Genomic DNA, 19,017 nt, shown 5'->3' on the forward strand with positions numbered 1-19,017 from the left:
TAAATGCTAAGTCAAGTAAAAAAATAGCCATCTCTTTTAGTTAGAAATGGCTTATGAGAATTGCAAATCCCTTATTTTTTAAGTAATATTTGAATCAAGACCCAGTAAAGTCGCAGATGTTGTCTATTGATCCACATGGCTATTGTCAAATTGATACCAGTTTATTTTTGTTGAAACGCGCATCAAAATCGCCAAAATGATAAAGATGCCAATTGTTCCAGCGATAAGGGAATAATCCCGAAGTTGCATAAGGATATAGATGAAGAGATAAAATAAAGCCAAAATTGAACTCAGCAACAGCGCCGATTTCTGATCTTTGGTAATTGATTTAATGAAACTGCCAATCAGCATAACTGTAGCCACGGAAGCGGTTAAGTAAGCTAGATTAAATCCAATATGCTCGGATAGCGCGAGTAACAATGTGTAAAAAAGAACCATCGCTGCTCCAATCAGGATATATTGGATGATATGGATCCTTTTTTTCTTGATCACCTCGGTGAATAGGAGCGAAGTAAAGGTCAGAATGATGACTAAAATACCATATTTGGCAACTCGTGTTGTTTTTTGATAGTTATTGATATCTGGTAAGAAGTTAATTGTAATCATGTCCGTATTATCCAATAGGTTATTTGCAGAGGCAACTGTATTGGTGGCGGTTTGTGCTGCCTTTTGTTCATTGTCCTCATTTCCATTTGCGAGCTTGTTATCGAACTGATAGATTGGACGTGCATCGCCAGTCCATTGTTGTGGCAGCTTTCTATTGAACGAAGGGATTTCCCATGAAGCCGAAAAATTTGATGTTTCGGTATTACGTTTGCTCGGTAAAAATGCACCAGTGAAACTTGGATTAGCCCAGTTGCCCTTTGCCTGGATGTTTGTCTGATCACTAAGAGGGAGGAAATTCAATGATTTGGATCCTTTTAGATTTAGTTTTATCTTGAAACGATTGTCCGTTTTCTGCGGATCCAAAGATACCGGACAGACTAAATTTTGAGTAAATAATTTGAGATTATTAAAGTCTGGATCGAAAGTTAACTCGTTTCCATCCCAATTCAAGGATGGGCGCTTGCCTAAGCCTTTAAAATCCTGGATACCGAAAATAAGCTTGCTGCCTTTCCAGTCAATTTGCTCATGAGGGATCTCGAGTTTTTCTAGGGATATTTTGTCAAAAGAACCTTCTAATGTTATGTTGCTGTTGTAAACTACCGCATTATAAATACCTCTAGAGAGATGTTGTGGTGTTACATCTGTTGTGATATTGGAAGTTTTGGGTAAGACAAATATCCATTTCAGCTCTTCTCTAAGGTTAGATTTTTCGGCTTTTTCGGTAGACAGTGGGATAGTCTCGCGATAGGGGATGGCGAGAACAGGGCTTGAAATAACCTGATCCTTTCCCCAATTTAATGTAATTCCATCGGATACTTCCTGTTCGCGGTTTTTCCGCTCTTCAATCAAATCGCTGATTAAGGCTAGCGGAATAAGTAGTATGAGGGAAAGAAAGAAAATGACAAATAGCTTTAGGACAGTAGAATTACTGATTTTCTCAAAAAATGAGGATTGCTCTGTCGGAGGTAAATTGTTGTAGTTCATGGTTTTAGCGGTTTAAGTTTAGCTGAATGTTTTTGCTGTATAAGGCAATTTGAAGCTCCGTTAATTGCCAGTGAAGGATTTCTTTAAATTCTAAATGATGAAAACTTTGGAGCGATCGCCCCTTTTGAAAATGTTTTTTGTAATAACCGAAGTATTCAGGAAATAAGGTGCCGCCAATAAAAATCATTGCCATGAGATACAGGCTTATCTTTCCATTACCAAGCAAAAGGAATTGCATGGCAATTTCATCTTGTATCTCTGTTCCGGTTTCAGTCAGGATATGAAAGACATCGTGATTTTCCAGTTTGGGCATGACATCGAAACCTTTACTTTCATAAAAGAGCCCCAAATTATGGCCGATGCTTCCAATGGGGTAGGTCATGAAATCTGCTTTAGAGATTCCCCAGGCTTTTTTGTTCCATTTAAAGATGTTTGCATACACTTTGGAGGACCAATTGTAGAGGTGCAGCATCAGTTTCAGTCTAATTCCTTTCATTTAATTATGTTTTAAAAGTACTTTGGTTTTCAAAGTAAATAGATAAAAAAATTATTTGTATTGTTGTTTTATTAAATTTTCAAGTGCAATAAGATGGTTTTCAAAGGCTTTAAGTCCTTTTGTCGTTCTTTTGTATCTGGTGTTCGGCTTCCGGTCAACAAAGCTTTTTTCGACAATAATGTATTCCTCTTTTTCCAATGTTTTTAGGTTGGAAGCAAGGTTACCATCGGTTACATCCAACAATTCTTTCAATGAATTAAAATCATATTCTTCATTGGCAGCGAGAACACTCATAATTTGGAGGCGAACTCTGTTTTCAAATATTTTGTCATATAAGGAAAGATCTAATTTCACGATTCGTACTTTTTGTAAACGATAAAACCATAGATGATGTGTAGCACACCAAATCCCAATCCCCACAATAGTAATCCGTTGTCCGGGAAACATATACCAATCAAACCCAGACAGATTTCCAGTATACCCAAGCCTTTTGCTTCGGCAAAGGTATAGATACTACCCGCAGTCAGTGCCAGTCCATAAAAGATCAGCAGCATAGCAGCAATCAGCTGGTAGTAGCCTTGGACAAAAAACAACAAGGATATCATGCCACCTGTTAGTAAAGGGATTGAAACTGCAAATAAAAGAGATTTGCTTGTAATGTTCCAAATCGACTGCTTATTTTTTCTCGCCTTTTTACGTGCCATTAGCCAGCCGGTCACTAGGGATGATAACAGGACGATCAGCGCAATCATTAAAAACAGTAGGGGCTCATTCAGATTTTTGCCCAATAGTAGAGCGGTACTTTCGGGTTGATGTATAATATAGTATCCCAATAGCGTTCCGACCAAAGCATAACAGCCCATGAGTACACCTGATAATCCGCTTATTGAAACAAATTTGGACGATTTTTCCATTAATGATCTGATCTGCCCAAGTTCTCTAAATAAATCTTTCTGTTCCATAAAAGTACTTTGATATTCAAAGTAAATGAATAATAATGAATTATGCAAGGGGTTGGGAGAATATTGAAAAAAAATAAAAAAAAGAGTAGAAAATACTTGCAGGATATAGGTTTGGTTTCTATCTTTGTGGCATCAAAAGAAATCCTAATGCGGAAGTGGCGTAATTGGTAGCCGCACCAGACTTAGGATCTGGCGCCGCAAGGCGTGGGGGTTCGAGTCCCTTCTTCCGCACTTGATGTCCTCCCGAACTTAAAACCTCGGGAGGATTTTTTTATGAATGCGATATAGCTAAAAAGAGTATGAATATTTCACACGAGAATGTAGATGCAATCAATGCGGTAGTCAACGTCGCATTAGCACCTGAAGATTATAATCCTCAAGTCGACAAAGAGATTAAAGCGCAAGCTAAAAAAGCAAAATTACCAGGGTTCCGTCCAGGTCAAGTTCCAGTGGGACATATCAGACGTACTTATGGTAAATCTATTTTATTTGATGAGATCAATAAATTAGTGAATGAGAAAATCACCAATTATATTGCTGAAAATAAATTAGAAGTTTTAGGTCAACCACTTCCTTTGGAAGATGATGCACAATACAGCTGGGATTATAAAGACAATTTCAACTTCAAATATGAAATTGGTCTTGCTCCTGCTTTTGAATTACCTTTTACTGCTGAGACTGAATTTACTTCGTACGAAATCAAAGCTGATGAAGAGACATTGGCAGATCGTATCAAGAACTTGCGTCGTAGCTATGGAAAAATGACTAATCCAGAAGTATCTGAAGAAGGTGATGTATTGTATGCAACATTGAAACAAGATAAAGAGGAAGGTCTAGAAAAAACAACTTCTATCCGCACAGATATCGTAGAAGATGCTAAGATCAAAAAATCATTAGTTGGTCTTAAAAAAGACGATGTTGTTAAGATTGATGTTAAAAAAGCGTTCAAAACTGAAGATTTAGCACGTATCTTAGGTATCACTGAGGAAGAAGCAACTGCTTTAGACGTCACTAAATTTGAATTGACTGTTAAGAATATCAACCGCTTAGAAGAAGCTGATCTTAACCAAGAATTTTTCGATAAATTATTCGCGGAAGGTGAAGTAACAGAAGAAGCTCAATTCACAGAAAAAGTGAAAGAAGAAGTTGAGAATTTATTCAAACAAAATTCAGATCAAAGATTACGTAATGATATGTATACTTTTGGTATGGAGAAGGTTGATGTATCTTTCCCTGAAGAATTCTTGAAAAGATGGTTGAAAGCAACTAACCCAAGCATTTCTGAAGAAGAATTGAACGAAGGTTTTGCTGATTTCTTGAATAACTTGAAATGGACAATCATCGAAAATCGCGTTGTTACTGAAAATGGTCTTGAAGTTAAATATGATGAAGTTATCAATTTAGCAAAAGAACGTATCTACGCGCAAATTAAGATGTACAACATCAACGAAGAACCTTCTGATGAGCAGTTGAACCAATTTGCAATTCAATTGTTGCAAGACAGAGAACAAGGTAATCGTTTGTTCGAAGAAGCTAAAGCTTTAAAAGTATTTGATCACTTGAAAGGTTTAGTGAAATTGAATGCTAGTGATATTGAATTCAAAGAATTCGAGAAATTAGCATAAGCGATTTTTAAAATAAAAAGAAAGTCCCTCCAATCTATTTGGAGGGACTTTTTTATTTTCAGCGCAGTGTGGTCGCAGCTTTTACACTATTCTTTTTTTTGTTGTTCATATCATCCAAAGATCGCCTGTGTCGGCCGTTATATGGAGCTGAAAAAAAGCTCTGCTGGTGGAATCGAGACGGACTCCCAGAATAGGGACAATGCGGTTGGAATAGGAGTTGGGCTGCCAGAATTGAAAGAGGTCTGCTTGAGTTGGAATGGTCCACTTGAGTTGAACGAGCTCAGCCAGAATTGAAAAAAGACCTGTTGAAATAGCCAAGGGTCTAAACGAAAACGTTAATTGACTTTGCTTTTCTTTGTTTCAGCAGGAGTTGTCGTAGTCGTCTTCTTGCCAAAAGGGAATAGCCTTTTCAAGAACTCCGAGAAGGTGTTGAATTCCTGCCGATAGAGTAATCCGAAAGCACTAATATATTCGCCGTCATTGGGGCTAAGAAGAAAGTTACGTGTATTTAGGCGATTGGAAGCACGTAGGACCAAACGTCCGTCTTTTCTTAAATAAAACATAGCCTCGGCATCGGTTGAGACCCGATCTGAAAATACATTCAAATCCGTTAGAGCCTGACTTCTACGGTCGGAGATACCTCCTGTCAAAACAAGCCTGTCGTTGAATAGACGCAGTGAGGCAGATGCATCATTTAAAGATTTGATATTAATATCAAAGAAATTGATGTTTAGCGATTGGGCTATGATGTTGTTGATTTGGTTGAATGCTATTTCTGTGCCTGCGGATAGCAAGGTGTTATTTACTTCTTTACCGAAGTCTGTCTGTGTACCAGGTGTAAAACTTCGTCTCACGATTAGGCTAAGCGCTTGTTGATTGACATTGTTGGCATCTGAAAAGTATCCTTGCAGTTCATCCTTAACCCCGGGGTTTTGTGGAAAGTTGATATCAAACGTGATTTCCGGCTGACTTAACTGCCCTTTTAGGATCATGTCGGCCTGTGCCAATACACGCTCGGGATTTTCTTCCCGGCCTGCTGCATTATACAAAGGCGCTAAGCTTGTTCTTTGTTGATAGATGGCATTGATATTGATATTCGCTTCGGTTGGGTTTCCTGCCCATCGCACTGTTCCGCCCTCTTTGAGATCAAAAATCTTGTTGATATAGTCTTGGGCAGTGAAATTGAATTTTCCACTGTTTATGATAAAATCCCCAAACATTTCAAAATCCCCCAATGAAGATATCCGCATGTTGAGATTGCTATTTCCCCTTCCTGATAATTCGCCCATACTGGAGAATAGATTTATTTCTGCATTCGGGTTGATCAAGAGGTCCATATTCATCGTCAGACCGTTGAAATCTCGTTTTTTAGTGTTTTTCTTCGTTTTGGTCGAGTCTTTCTCAATAAAGTAGATAAAGTCGGTATCTGAGATTGTACTGGCACTATTGAAGGGAATATTGATAATCGTATTTTCTTCGGATTTAGCACGGATATTGATGTTCATGGCCGAAGTTAGTCCTTTAAACTGAAAGGTGCCTGAAGCGTAAGCAGTGCCATAATATACATTATTGTCCTTTATTGTGGTATTTAATACCATGAAATTCTTGGTTTCGGCAGTTACATCGATATCGGGATCACTCAATTTGTTGAGATCTACAACGCCATCAATGGTTGCTACATTGTTTTTGGGATCGTATACTTTTAGCCCTGTGAGAAAAATTCGGTTATTGGTAACCGCAATTTCGTCGGAAAGGCGGTATGGCGTTTTTAGGTAATTGATGACCATCGAAGCGTTATCCAATTTTCCAGAACCCGTAATTTTGGGATTCAGGATGTCTCCTTCAATAGCAAGATCTGCAGTGACCTTGCCCTGCATATTGGATACTAAGCTTCGTAAAAATGGCTGAAAAACAAATACATCTGTATTTTCCAGTTTAGCTTTCAGATTAAGCTTATTGTTTTCGCTTAGGTGGTTATAGGAACCTTGTAACTGAATTAATTTATTTCCTTCCTCTATCTTGCTGTCTAGTTTAACCAATTGATTTTCGGGATCGTAGTTGGCATTCAGTGCTAATGAGCCGATCGGAATATTGTTATACAGGATAGGAGATGTTTTTATATTGGCGACAATAAAGGGTGCTTTGAATACGGAATTAACTTCAATATTTCCATTTAAATTTCCGGAGAGATTGATGCCATGGGGTTTGGTGATCCCATTTAGGGATGTAAGATTAAAGTCCTGAAATTTGAGATTGATCTGATCACTGACTTCGTTGGACAGGATGCCATCGATATGAACTTTTTGTTCGTCGTGACTCAGTGTTAGTTTTTCAAAGTACCATTTTCCTTTCGATATTTTCAATTGTGCATCATTATTGACAAGCCATCGCTCTCTATTGATTAAGATATTCGATGGATAGAAATTGATATAGGCAGGTTTGGCATGGGCAAAGCGTATGACGCCATTAAGATCCAGACTATTGCTTGCTTCAAGTTCCGACATTTTGATGTTGAATTGTAAACTATCGTTTGCCAAGGTGTTTGAAATATTGACGTTTTTAATATAGGTACTGTCGGTAAAATTTATGCGATCGATGGAGGTCTGCAATTCCATATTCTTCAAGTTGGCATTTTGATCGACAATCAGGTGAGTTAGCCGAATGCCATTGTACTTGAATTCGGGTGCGTAAAAATTAAAACTGGCCGTTTGTTTTTCACTTTCAAATTTTGCATTGAGCGTTGCACCGCTGTCTAACGCAATGTCCTTTCGAAAGAATGTTGCGATCGGCTTAAAAGAAGTTATATTAATATTCAGGTCAAAGTCCTGGCGATTAAAAATGTTGTTTTCAAACCCGATTGCCGGAGCGTAGCGCATGGCTAAAGCTTTAAAATAAGGAACAATTGTATTGAGGTCTATTCTTCCTTTGAGATCAATGTGTCCGATAGCCGACTGCAAGGTTAGGGAGCGTGCATTTTCATCTCCTTCGGCAAGGAAATTGATGTTGCGGATGACGAATTGGCCCTTAGAGGAAGTGAAATTGACACTGTCTGATTTAAATTCGCCGGTAATATTATTGATGTTGTCCCCAATTAAACTGGTGTGGAATTTCGTGTTAATAATGTTGATGGAATCCCCTTGAAAGAAGTTGAGTTTTTTTAGATTGGCTCGTTGGATATCAGCATCCAGGTGATAGTTGGGTTTGACAGACCAATCGATATCTGTGGTAAACTGTAGTTTTAAATTTGGATCATATATTTGCCCTGAAGCAAGAATTAACTGTTTCTCTGTATTTCCTTCAATTTGTATACGTTGATAACTGTAATTCTTGTAATTGAAATTACTAAGATCTCCTTTTATCTTTAGGCTCATTTTCTTAGGATCGGTACCTGTTCCGTCAACCTGTAAATTGAAGCCTGTTGCTCCCAGATCTTTTAATTTTGTTATCGTACCTACATCGAATTTTTTAGATTGAAAATTGCCCGCATATTTTATTTCCTTCTGGATATCCAGTAAGGCATCAGCCTCAACATTACCGATCGCAGTCGTGAAAACTCCCTTTGTCTTAAATTTATTGTATAATCCATTTAGGCTGCCTTTGAATGAAAATTTGTCGAAGATCTGGACAATTTCAGGGAGTTTGAAATTTTTTAGATTTCCGAGATCTGTAATAACTGCATTTAAGTCTTTGTGCTCAGAAGAAATTGCTATGCTGGGAACAATAAATTTAGTTTTGTCGATATCTGGTAGACCGATAATCTGGAGGTCGCCTGCTAAACTAGTTTTTTTTCCAATTGTTAAATCGACCTGTGATGCGTTGATGGAAGATACAGTTCCTTCTAGATTTGCCCGCTTGATATTGACGTCAAATTTGACTTGGTGCATAGGCGAGGAAAAGAAAGCAATATCCTCGGAGTGAATACGGGAGTCCCGTGCAAGAAGTTTTACATGAACTTTATTGATGAAGTCCGAAAAATCGTCAAAGTTGTTGTAGCTAAGTTTGATGTAATTTTTGAATGTAGAACGGTTGGTGGCTAGCATAAGCTCACTGAGCTCGATACTTGTATTGCTTACCTTCGTTTGGGCAAGAAGGCCCTTGATCTCTAAACCCTTCTTTTCGCGAAGATTGAATGTCTTGATGTTCGCTGAAATTTGATTAGAATCGATTTTTATCTTATCAAAATGGGCGTTAAGTTTGGAAATCCCTAAATCTCCAAAATCGACGACTTTATTGTAATGTTTACGTCTATGGTTAACATAGTTAAACGCATTGTTCTTAATAACAAGTTCCTTTAAATCGAAGATGATTTTTTTTGAACTTTTCTTTTTCTTTTTCTTAGGTGGGTTGAAATAACGAATTAAAAATGAGATGTTTGAGCTGTCCTGAAATTGCTCAAAAGTAGCTTGGGTACCCTCAATGGTTAGTTTGTTGATCACAATCTTGTTCAGTTCAATGAACTGAGAAAGGTTGACGTTGGCTTCTAACCTTCCTGATTTTAATATTTCTTTTCCCTGTGGACTATAGAGTTGAAAATCTTCTACTACAATAGATTTAAAAGGTTTGAAATAGATACTTTTGAGGCTTATTTTGGTGTTTAGTTCGTTGGATAAATAGTCGACAGCTTTTTGGGCAACATAATTTTGTACCGGTTTCAACTGTAGGGATAACGCCAATGCAAGCAGTATAATGAATATACTACCAAGGACTATTGACACTATTTTAATTATTTTTTTGATACTTTTGTATTAAAATTTATTACCTCAAGCTATGGCTATTATTTTAGGGATTGAATCCTCTTGTGATGAAACCTCCGCTTCTATCTGTATTAACGGTGAAATACGTTCAAATGTTATTGCAACTCAGGCAATCCACGCAAAATATGGTGGAGTGATTCCCGAGCTCGCTTCACGTGCTCATCAACAAAATATTATTCCAACGGTGGAAGAAGCCATTCGCCAAGCAAAAGTAAGCAAAAATCAAATAGATGCAGTGAGTTTTACGCGGGGACCTGGATTATTAGGTGCACTTTTGGTGGGAACATCTTTTGCCAAATCATTTGCACTCGCACAGAATATCCCTTTAATTGATATAAACCATATGCAGGCGCATATTCTGGCTCATTTTATTGAGGATCCGAAGCCTAGTTTTCCGTTTTTATGTCTTACTGTTTCTGGTGGTCATACGCAAATTGTGTTGGTAAAGGATTATTTTGAAATGGAACTTTTGGGAGAAACATTGGATGACGCTGCAGGGGAGGCTTTTGATAAAACAGCTAAAATCCTGAATCTTCCTTATCCTGGTGGACCGCTTATTGATAAATTTGCAAAAGAAGGTAATCCGGCAGCTTATCGGCTTCCTGAACCCCAGATCCCTGGTTTAAATTTCAGCTTTTCAGGATTGAAAACCGCGATATTATATTTGGTTCAAGATCAATTGAAACAGAACCCGGATTTTCTGACCCACAATATGGCCGACTTATGTGCTAGTGTACAATCGCGTATTGTATCCATCCTGTTGAATAAACTAAAGAAAGCGGCAAAGGAGACAGGGGTAAAGGATATTGCCATCGCAGGCGGCGTTTCGGCTAATTCTGGCCTGAGACAAAGCTTAATTGAAATGGGTGAGAAATACAATTGGAGGGTGTTTATTCCAAAATTTGAATACTGCACCGACAATGCCGCGATGATTGCTATTGCAGGTTATCACAAATTTTTAAAGAAAGATTTCGTAGGACAGGACGTCGCTCCTATGGCTAGGATGCATCTGTAGTTAATACGGGTATTTGAGTTTCCCCGGGCACTATCCTTTTGTACTGGGGAAACTTAAAATGGTTTATTTTATAAGGGGGAACTGTACCCATAGGCCTGTGCCGTAGAGGTAAATAAGTTTTTCTTTGGCTGGTAAAAGTTCAGTTCATAACCCTCAGCACCCCAAAAGATACTGATAAAACTAATTCCTTGCTCAGAACGTAATACTGTTAGTATCTGAAAAGCCTCGTTGTCAAACTGACCGCCATCATCAACACGCCAAGTGCTGATATCATCGTATAAAGCCGGGAAATCCAAATTGATCAGCTGTTCATCCTTTGCGTAGGAAAATACAGCTAAAGCAGAGTCTTGTTGATTTTCAAACACAGTAAGATTAAACTCGGACTGATCACTGAGGATGGCAACTGTTGTACTTTTATTAATCTTCCTATTGTATTTCTTCTCAAGCTGCTCCCTAATTTCTGGAGAAGTTTCTTTTTGAATTTTTGTAAACTTCTCAATTTTATACTGGTCTATAAAAGCTTTATTGACAAGCATACCAAATTCGCCAGATTTAATCGCATCGCTAATTTTAAATAATGAACCTTCGCTATTTGCGAAGTTCTGAGCGGTCTGTCTTCCGTTACTCTCTTTATTATCCATTTTATTTTGAACAAATTCAAGCGGACTGACCTGATTTTCCACAATGACATAATTATATTTTTCGGGACCCTCCATTGCTTGATCCATAGGAAGAGCGATTAGTGAGTCCTTTTGCTGGTTTAAAAAACCAAAATATGGCGAAATTGTCTCTTCCTTATTTTCATGCTTAATTGCAGTCTTGGATTGATTTTGATTGTTACCACAAGCATATAATGTAAGTAGAAAAATAGCTGAAAAAAGTGACTTCATAAGTATTTTGAATTTTTTTGTGAAATATAAGGCTTTCCCTCATCATAATGAAAAGATTTAAACTTTAATGTTATGATGAACTCTAAATTGAATATCTACCGCAAAGAATGGCTGGACGTTATTTTTGCGGGTCGCAACAAAATGTACGGTGCTTATGAGTTGCGAAATCTCTCTGATAAAGCAACAAATGTGGGTTTGGGAATTGTTGTTTCTTTTGCAGTTTTGCTGATCGCAGGATCCTATGCATATAATAAATATTTTAAGCAAACTGTTCCGGCCGTGATTTATACGGTACAAGATATTGGGCCCGACATGCTGGAAGAAATTCAAAAGAAGGTAGAGGAAAAAGAGGAGGTTCCTGAAGAACCTGTCATGATGCAGGAGAAAGCCCCGCAGCAGGTTGCCCAAGATGTGTCCAAATTTGATTTGGTTAGAATGCCCGATATAAAAGTGGCCAAAGCAAATCAAGTTACGGAAGAACTTGTGAGTCAGGATGAGTTGAAAAATCCCAATACAATGACCTCAAGGATCACATTGAAGGCAAGTCCATCGGGTACATATATTGCGCGTGGTGAATTTGGTTCTTCAAAAAGGGATGGTGATATTACAGGTTCTAAAGATGGTTCATTATCCGGAGGTGGAACTGATGATAATTCTAACAATACATTTACATCAGTAGAAATTATGCCAACACCTGTAGGGGGACTACCTGCGTTTATGAAGTGGATCGCCGAGAATTATAACTTTCCACAACAGGCTTTGGATCAAGGGGTATCTGGTGTTATAGAGGTTTCTTTTGTCGTTGAAAAAGATGGGTCACTAACAGATATTGCTGTTAAACGTGATATGAAATTTGGTACGGGAGATGCTGCGATAAACTTATTGAAGAAAGCGAAAAAATGGAAACCTGGAGTACAAAATGGACTTAAAGTGCGTGTAGCGTATACATTACCGATCCGTTTAAGTGCTGTCTCACAATAAATGCTTCTTAACTTTATTTAACAGATCATCAATTAAACTTTCGATAGCCGAGAAGACTCTTACTGATAAATAAGTTGAAAAAGGGTACTTATTAAAAAGAATGATTGTTGGTTTTATAAAAAATAAAGAAATGAAAAAGTTGATGTTAAGTTTGGCGTTATCTGGATTGATGTTAGCCGGTTTCGCTCAAGAAAAAAAAGATGTTAAACCAGAAATGAAAGAAATGCAAACTTCCGTGCATAAACATAAAATGGGAAGAATGCACGATGGTTTTAAAAATAAAACTCCAGAGGAAGTTGCTAAGATGAAAACTGATCGCATGGATCAAAAATTGAAATTTACAGATAAACAGCGTAAAGATATCTATGCCTTTAATTTGAAGCAAGCAAAAGACCATCAAAAAATGGCTGCCGAACATCAGGAACATCGATCAAAAATGAAAAAGCAACGTGTGGCAGAACATGAAAAAATGATGGGAATGTTAACTCCAGAGCAACAAAAAACGTTAAAGGATTCCTACGCTGAAAATCGTAAAATGCACAAAGAACATTGGAAAAAAGACAGACAGCTAAAAAGAAAGGACTTTAAAAAAGGTGAAGTAACTAAAACAAATGATGCAGAGGTAAAAGCATCATAAAAATTAAACAAGGATAGTTTTCATATTAAATATTGGTGAGTGTTAGTAGAGGAGGGAACCATTGGTTCCCTCTTTCTTATTATGTAAGCTCATCCTTATTACCTAAGTTCGTCATTTATTCGAAGTGTTTTGTCTAGCTCAAGGTTACATGATTGCAAAATGCTTCGGTACTCCCATTAGGATACGCTTATTTGATAAACCTTCTTGTTATTGAATTACTATCCATCAGCTTGGTGATCAGAAAACTTAAGCTAAAACCTAGGAGCGCTATGGAGAGGATTTTCAGTGTGGCTGGAAGATTAGGAATAGTCAAGAAGATGTCTGTCAATGCTTGAACAATGATAAAATGCGCTAAGTAAATACCAAACGTGGCTGATGAAAGGCGTTTTATCCATTTAGATTCGGGTATCTTCAGTTTTTGAACGACAAGAAAAATAGAAATGGTCATCAACGCTACGTTGATATTACAGAAATACCAAATAACCTCGAGATTGGCATAATTTCCTGGATAGTACTTTTGAGTCGCCAAGAAGCCAAAAAATGTGGCATTCGTTTGATCGTCTAATGCCACTTTTTTGTTATTCTTTATTTTTTTGATGTTCTTTCCATTGTTTAGAGAAAGATTTGTCTGCCAATTTGGGTAGTTCCCGTTGATCTCCCCAGGTTTTCTGAAAGAGTTTTTTGAGGAAGAAATTTTTGAATTTCCCGCCAAAAAAATCAATTAGTTTTCTTCGCATTATCCCATAGGTGAACCACTGCCATACTTTTTGTTCCGTTTTTGTTGCCAGACCCTGATCGACTGAATCTTTTCTGTTGACGAGAAGCATGCGCTGTATGTCAATACCAACAGGGCAGACCTCAGTACATTTTCCACAGAGCGTGGAAGCGTAGCTTAGGTGTTTAAATTCCTTCATACCATTCAAATGTGGCGATATGAGCGATCCAATTGGTCCCTGATATGTCGTTTCATAGGTATGTCCACCGATGTTCTGGTAGATTGGACATACATTCAAACAGGCGCCACAACGGATGCAGTACAAACCCTGACGTTGTTCTTTTTGCGCTAAGAGCTTGCTGCGGCCATTGTCAAGCAGTATAACATACATTTCTTCGGGGCCATCTGATTCATAAGGCTGTTTTGGCCCAGTGAGTAGCGTGTTGTATACTGTTAGATTTTGACCCGTGCCATGTGTGGATAGGAGTGGCCAAAAGACTTCTAAATCTTGTACGTTAGGAATGATTTTTTCTATTCCAACGACGGCAATATGTGTTTTGGGGAAGGTCGATGTCAATCGGGCATTTCCTTCATTTTCGGTAATTGCTATACTTCCAGTTTCTGCAATTAAGAAATTGGCTCCGGTAATCCCAATTTCTGCCGATAGGTAGCGATCTCGAAGTAATTCACGGGCCTTCATTGTAAGTTGCTCCGCAGATGCATCTAGCGGTGTGTCAAATTTCTCGTGAAAAAGCTTGGCAATATCTTCCAGGCTCAAATGCATGGCCGGCGTAACAAAATGATAAGGTTTTTGATCCAGCAGCTGAATGATATACTCGCCAAGATCAGTTTCTATGGCTTCAATATTTTTGGAGGCCAGAAAATGATTAAGCTCGATCTCTTCTGTCGCCATCGATTTTGACTTTACAACAGATTTTGCTTTTTTACGCGCAATGATCGAATAGATTTCGTCCAAGGCTTCCGTAGCATCATTGGCCCAGATTACTTTTCCGCCCCGAGCCGTGAAGTTTGCTTCAAATTGCAACAAATAGCGATCGAGATTTTCCATGACCTTCCATTTGATCAGGCTCGCTTTTATCTTGCTATTTTCAAGGTCCGCAAATTTGCTCTTGCCTTTTTCGAAAGCCATGCTGTATTTGTCGATATTGTAATTGATAATATCGCGGTGTTTGGTGTCAAATGCTTTTTGCGCACTTTCCTTAATAAACGTATTAGCGGTACTCTCTGCCATCTAATCTGCTAATTTTTCACAAAAAAAAGTTGGTAAAAATTACCAACTTTTAAATATACTGTTAATAAATTGTTTCTCGAAAATCGAGTTAAATAATTTATGCTTTTATCGCAATATTTAAGCTTAGCTCGTCCAGCTGCTCCTGGTGAATGGTTGACGGTGCGTCAATCATAACATCTCTTCCCGAGTTGTTTTTTGGGAAGGCAATGACGTCGCGGATAGAATCTAAACCTGCCAATAAGGATACTAGACGGTCAAAACCAAAAGCCAATCCGCCATGTGGGGGAGCTCCGAAAGTAAAGGCCTCCATAAGGAATCCAAATTGTTTTTTTGCTTCTTCAGGACTGAATCCTAAATGTTTGAACATGAGCGATTGAAGCTCTCTGTCATGGATACGGATTGATCCGCCACCTACTTCTACACCGTTTAAAACAAAGTCATAGGCATTTGCCCTTACTTCTCCGGGATTGGTATCTAAAAGCGGTATATCTTCCGGTTTTGGTGAAGTGAATGGGTGGTGCATTGCATGGAAACGGCCACTTTCTTCGTCCCATTCCAATAGAGGGAAATCAACGACCCATAATGGAGCAAAGGTTTCTTTGTTGCGGAAACCAAGTTGTGACGCAACTTCAAGGCGTAATTCATTGAGTTGTTTGCGAACTTTGTCTGTTCCACCAGCCATAATTAACAATAAGTCGCCAGGTTTCGCGTGGAACGCTTCCGCAATTGTGGACAGTTGTTCTGGCGTGAAAAATTTATCAACGGACGACTTCACTGAACCATCTTCATTCACACGCGCATATACCAAGCCCGTAGCACCAATCTGAGGACGTTTGATAAAATCGGTCAAAGCATCCAGTTGTTTTCTGGTATAATGTGCACAATTTTCCGCATTGATACCAACCACTAACTCTGCTGCATCAAATACAGGGAAACCTTTTCCTTTGGCAACCTCGTTTAGTTCAACAAACTGCATTCCGAAACGGATATCCGGTTTGTCTGATCCGTAAAGGCGCATCGCATCTGCGTAAGTCATACGCGGAACATTGCCTAAGTCGATACCTTTGATTGTTTTGAAGATATGTTTTGCAAGTCCTTCAAAGATATTTAATACATCTTCCTGTTCTACAAAAGACATTTCACAGTCTATTTGCGTGAATTCTGGTTGGCGGTCTGCACGCAAATCTTCATCACGAAAACATTTTACAATTTGAAAATAGCGATCAAATCCTGAAACCATCAATAATTGTTTGAAGGTCTGTGGGGATTGTGGTAACGCATAAAATTCTCCAGGATTCATACGGGAAGGTACGACAAAGTCGCGTGCTCCCTCCGGAGTTGATTTAATCAGGTATGGAGTTTCTACTTCCAGGAAGTTTTGGGAGTCAAGATAACGGCGTACCTCTTGTGAGGTCTTATGACGTAAAATAAGGTTTTCACGTACGGGGTTACGACGCAAATCTAGGTATCTGAACTTCATTCTGATGTCATCACCACCATCTGTTTCATCTTCTATTGTAAAAGGGGGTAATTTAGCGGCATTTAATATTTCAAGATTTGAAACCTTGATTTCAATGTCTCCAGTGGAGATTTTAGCATTTTTATTAGAGCGTTCGATAACTTCTCCGGTTACCTTGATGACATATTCTCTTCCGAGCTCACGGGCACTTGCGCGCAAGGAAGCATCATCATCTGCATTGAACGTTAATTGTGTGATACCATATCGGTCTCTAACATCGATGAAAGTCATACCGCCCAAATCGCGCGATTTTTGAACCCATCCACTTAGGGTAACCGTTTTCCCTAAGTCAGCTAGTGTTAATTCTCCACAAGTGTGTGTTCTGTGCATATCGTTATGAAAATTATATTTGACGCAAAATTATTGGTTTTACTCGACAATAACGAATTCTGTTCAGGTTATTTGAGTAGCATTCTCCCACTTTCTTCCACATCTTTTGTTTCTGTTTTTATTGTCTCCCACTTTGCCCCCTTTTGGTAGAAAAATTGGGTAAAATTAAATTTCTAAAGAGGAAATTTTTACAATTCATTTCTGATTTTTATAAAAAAAAGAGCGAAAAATCGCGTCTAGTGTAATAGTTTGTTTTGCTGATAAATTGGGGTTTAACTGCTTGTAAATAAGGTTTTATGTAGGTTTTATTCCAAGAGTACTTCTGTTTGTTGTAGCTATTTTTCGATGTGGAAAACTTTTTTATGTGATAAAGTGGGGGAAAGTGGGAGAAAGTGTATACTTTTACATTTAAATTAGAATAGGATAATTGACGACATGACTCAGTTGATCGGAGAATTCGAATGCAAGTTAGACGCCAAAGGAAGAATGGTGTTGCCAGCTGCGCTCAAGAGGCAAATGCCTCATGTAGAGCGGGATGGCCTTGTAGTGAATCGCGGTTTTGAGAAACATCTGGTATTTTATCCAAGAGAAGAGTGGGATTTGATGACGGCTAAGCTGGCGAAATTGAATCAATTCGATCCTAAAGTACGGGCGTTTGTTCGTGCTTTTACGCGTGGCGCTACGGAATTAACGTTGGATGCTGCGGGGCGTGTTTTGTTACCAAAAAGTTTGTTGGAATTTGCGGGCATAAGCACTGAATTGGTTTTGGCTTGTCAGTTTAATAAGATTGAGGTTTGGTCAAAAGAAGGATATGAGGAATTGATGGGTGATGGCGGAGTAGAGGATATATCATCTTTGGCGGCAGAGGTAATGGGGGATATTAATTTTGGACTATAAGCGTATGGAGAATGTATATCATGTTCCGGTAATGTTGCAAGAATGCATGGATGCTTTGGCTATTAAGCCGGATGGTATCTACGTGGATGTAACTTTTGGTGGTGGTGGTCATTCTCGGGAGATTTTGAAGAGATTGGGGCCAAAAGGGAAGCTGTTTGCTTTTGATCAGGATCCCGATGCATTGGAGAATGCAATTGACGATCCTCGTTTTACATTGATACATCAAAACTTTAGGTTTTTAAAGAATAGCCTTCGATTGGAAGGAGTGCGTTCTGTAGATGGTATTTTGGCAGATTTAGGTGTTTCCTCGCATCAATTTGATGCGGCTGATCGTGGGTTTTCTATTCGCTTTGACGCGGATCTGGATATGCGTATGGATCAAGTTGGTGATTTAGATGCGAAGTCGCTTTTGGCGACTTATTCGGAGGAGGATCTTCACCGCATTTTTGGGATGTATGGTGAAATCATGAATGCCAAGTCGCTTGCGAAAACAATTGTTACTGCACGTTTGGCACAGCCAATCCAGACTGTTGCCGAATTGAAAGAGGTGATTCAACGGATGGTTCCGAAAGGTAAAGAACATAAGTATCATGCGCAGGTATTTCAGGCGCTTCGTATAGAAGTGAATCGCGAGTTGGAAGCCTTACAGGAGTTTTTGTTGCAAACAGTTGATGTGTTACATGTTGAAGGTCGATTGGCGGTGATGTCCTATCATTCTCTGGAGGATCGTTTGGTCAAAAATTTTATGGCCAAAGGAAAGTTTAAAGGAGAAGTTGAAAAGGATTTTTTTGGAAATGAAATTAAGCCATTTCATGTGTTGAGCCGTAAAGCAATTACGGCATCTGCGCAAGAGTTGGCGTTAAATAATAGATCGCGCAGTGCGAAACTGCGTATTGCTGAAAAGTTGGATTTGTCTTAAAAATGGAGCGAGAGGATGAGCAGAAATACGATAAGACAGAAAGAATTGAGTGAAGAAGTTCAGGAGGAACTACAAGAAACTGTCGAAGAAAAGGCGGAACAAACAGAAGCGTTTATTAAAACGCTTTTTACCGTTGGAGACCTTTCGTTAAATAAAATATTGCAGTACTTGCCGTTTGGAGCTTTTATCGCCTTTCTGATGTTGTTGTATATTTCCAATCGTCATTTTGCAGAGCGAACTATTCGGAGTATCGATAAAGTGAGTAAAGAGGTGAAGGAGTTGGGCTGGGATCATAAATCGCTCTCCGCCGAACTGATGAAAATGTCTACACAGACAGAAATTGCCAAACGTGTAGATTCGCTGGGATTGAAAGAGCGTGTGGAGCCACCGATCAAAGTTGAAGTTATAGAGAATAAGGAAGATAAATAGGAAGAG

General features: G+C 38.6%; 16 protein-coding genes and 1 tRNA gene. 8 read left to right on the forward strand and 9 right to left on the reverse strand.

The genetic code is table 11. The features are described from left to right. Positions 1–123 precede the first annotated feature (123 nt). Genes creD through L1283_RS17320 form a run of 4 tightly spaced genes read right to left on the reverse strand, consistent with a single transcriptional unit; the run spans position 124 to position 3,048 of the window. Positions 124–1,590, reverse strand: a complete 1,467-nt coding sequence (gene creD / locus L1283_RS17305) for a cell envelope integrity protein CreD (RefSeq protein WP_088160403.1) — start codon at positions 1,588–1,590, stop codon at positions 124–126. A 4-nt stretch (positions 1,591–1,594) separates the two neighbouring features. Continuing rightward, positions 1,595–2,086: a hypothetical protein gene (locus L1283_RS17310; protein WP_088160404.1), complete on the reverse strand. Its 492-nt coding sequence runs from the start codon at positions 2,084–2,086 to the stop codon at positions 1,595–1,597. A gap of 51 nt (positions 2,087–2,137) precedes the next feature. Next, positions 2,138–2,440: a winged helix-turn-helix domain-containing protein gene (locus L1283_RS17315; protein WP_075991269.1), complete on the reverse strand. Its 303-nt coding sequence runs from the start codon at positions 2,438–2,440 to the stop codon at positions 2,138–2,140. Next, positions 2,437–3,048, reverse strand: coding sequence for a hypothetical protein (locus L1283_RS17320; RefSeq protein WP_088160405.1), 612 nt, complete (start codon positions 3,046–3,048; stop codon positions 2,437–2,439). The genes L1283_RS17315 and L1283_RS17320 overlap by 4 nt, the downstream gene beginning before the upstream one ends. Before the next feature lie 149 nt (positions 3,049–3,197). Here L1283_RS17320 and L1283_RS17325 point away from each other — a divergent pair. Both L1283_RS17325 and L1283_RS17330 read left to right on the forward strand, forming a co-directional pair. Next, positions 3,198–3,279 (forward strand) — tRNA-Leu (locus L1283_RS17325). 68 nt (positions 3,280–3,347) lie between these two features. Then, positions 3,348–4,673, forward strand: a complete 1,326-nt coding sequence (locus L1283_RS17330; RefSeq protein WP_088160406.1) for a trigger factor — start codon at positions 3,348–3,350, stop codon at positions 4,671–4,673. Positions 4,674–5,008: 335 nt separating this feature from the next. Here L1283_RS17330 and L1283_RS17335 read toward each other — a convergent pair whose 3' ends face one another. Beyond that, positions 5,009–9,388, reverse strand: coding sequence for a translocation/assembly module TamB domain-containing protein (locus L1283_RS17335; RefSeq protein ID WP_157698374.1), 4,380 nt, complete (start codon positions 9,386–9,388; stop codon positions 5,009–5,011). 52 nt (positions 9,389–9,440) lie between these two features. Here L1283_RS17335 and tsaD point away from each other — a divergent pair, with 52 nt between their 5' ends. Beyond that, positions 9,441–10,442, forward strand: coding sequence for a tRNA (adenosine(37)-N6)-threonylcarbamoyltransferase complex transferase subunit TsaD (gene tsaD, locus L1283_RS17340; protein WP_088160409.1), 1,002 nt, complete (start codon positions 9,441–9,443; stop codon positions 10,440–10,442). Between the two features lie 68 nt (positions 10,443–10,510). Here the strand turns inward: tsaD and L1283_RS17345 are convergent, their stop codons facing one another. Next, positions 10,511–11,332 (reverse strand): hypothetical protein, encoded by an 822-nt coding sequence (locus L1283_RS17345; RefSeq protein ID WP_088160410.1) that lies wholly within the window; start codon positions 11,330–11,332, stop codon positions 10,511–10,513. 72 nt (positions 11,333–11,404) lie between these two features. Here L1283_RS17345 and L1283_RS17350 point away from each other — a divergent pair, with 72 nt between their 5' ends. After that, positions 11,405–12,313 carry an energy transducer TonB gene (locus tag L1283_RS17350; RefSeq protein WP_088160411.1) on the forward strand — a complete coding sequence of 303 codons (909 nt, stop codon included), beginning with the start codon at positions 11,405–11,407 and terminating at the stop codon, positions 12,311–12,313. A gap of 100 nt (positions 12,314–12,413) precedes the next feature. Then, entirely contained in the window at positions 12,414–12,950 is a 537-nt protein-coding gene (locus L1283_RS17355) for a hypothetical protein (protein WP_088160412.1), read from the forward strand. A 187-nt stretch (positions 12,951–13,137) separates the two neighbouring features. Here the strand turns inward: L1283_RS17355 and L1283_RS17360 are convergent, their stop codons facing one another. From L1283_RS17360 to aspS, 3 genes are all read right to left on the reverse strand, one after another. Beyond that, entirely contained in the window at positions 13,138–13,521 is a 384-nt protein-coding gene (locus tag L1283_RS17360; protein WP_088160413.1) for an acyltransferase family protein, read from the reverse strand. A 7-nt stretch (positions 13,522–13,528) separates the two neighbouring features. Then, entirely contained in the window at positions 13,529–14,917 is a 1,389-nt protein-coding gene (locus L1283_RS17365) for a LutB/LldF family L-lactate oxidation iron-sulfur protein (protein WP_248933071.1), read from the reverse strand. 97 nt (positions 14,918–15,014) lie between these two features. Continuing rightward, positions 15,015–16,766 carry an aspartate--tRNA ligase gene (aspS, locus tag L1283_RS17370; RefSeq protein WP_075991279.1) on the reverse strand — a complete coding sequence of 584 codons (1,752 nt, stop codon included), beginning with the start codon at positions 16,764–16,766 and terminating at the stop codon, positions 15,015–15,017. 435 nt (positions 16,767–17,201) lie between these two features. Between aspS and mraZ the strand changes: the two genes are divergently transcribed. The 3 genes from mraZ to L1283_RS17385 are packed head-to-tail and all read left to right on the forward strand — an operon-like array spanning position 17,202 to position 19,011. Further along, entirely contained in the window at positions 17,202–17,663 is a 462-nt protein-coding gene (gene mraZ / locus L1283_RS17375; protein ID WP_070564930.1) for a division/cell wall cluster transcriptional repressor MraZ, read from the forward strand. 4 nt (positions 17,664–17,667) lie between these two features. Then, positions 17,668–18,582: a 16S rRNA (cytosine(1402)-N(4))-methyltransferase RsmH gene (gene rsmH, locus L1283_RS17380; RefSeq protein WP_145328209.1), complete on the forward strand. Its 915-nt coding sequence runs from the start codon at positions 17,668–17,670 to the stop codon at positions 18,580–18,582. A 15-nt stretch (positions 18,583–18,597) separates the two neighbouring features. Further along, positions 18,598–19,011 carry an FtsL-like putative cell division protein gene (locus tag L1283_RS17385; protein WP_075991280.1) on the forward strand — a complete coding sequence of 138 codons (414 nt, stop codon included), beginning with the start codon at positions 18,598–18,600 and terminating at the stop codon, positions 19,009–19,011. The last annotated feature ends 6 nt before the right edge of the window (positions 19,012–19,017 follow it).

This window comes from Sphingobacterium sp. HSC-15S19 (assembly GCF_050433745.1).
Taxonomy (GTDB): Bacteria; Bacteroidota; Bacteroidia; order Sphingobacteriales; family Sphingobacteriaceae; genus Sphingobacterium; species Sphingobacterium siyangense.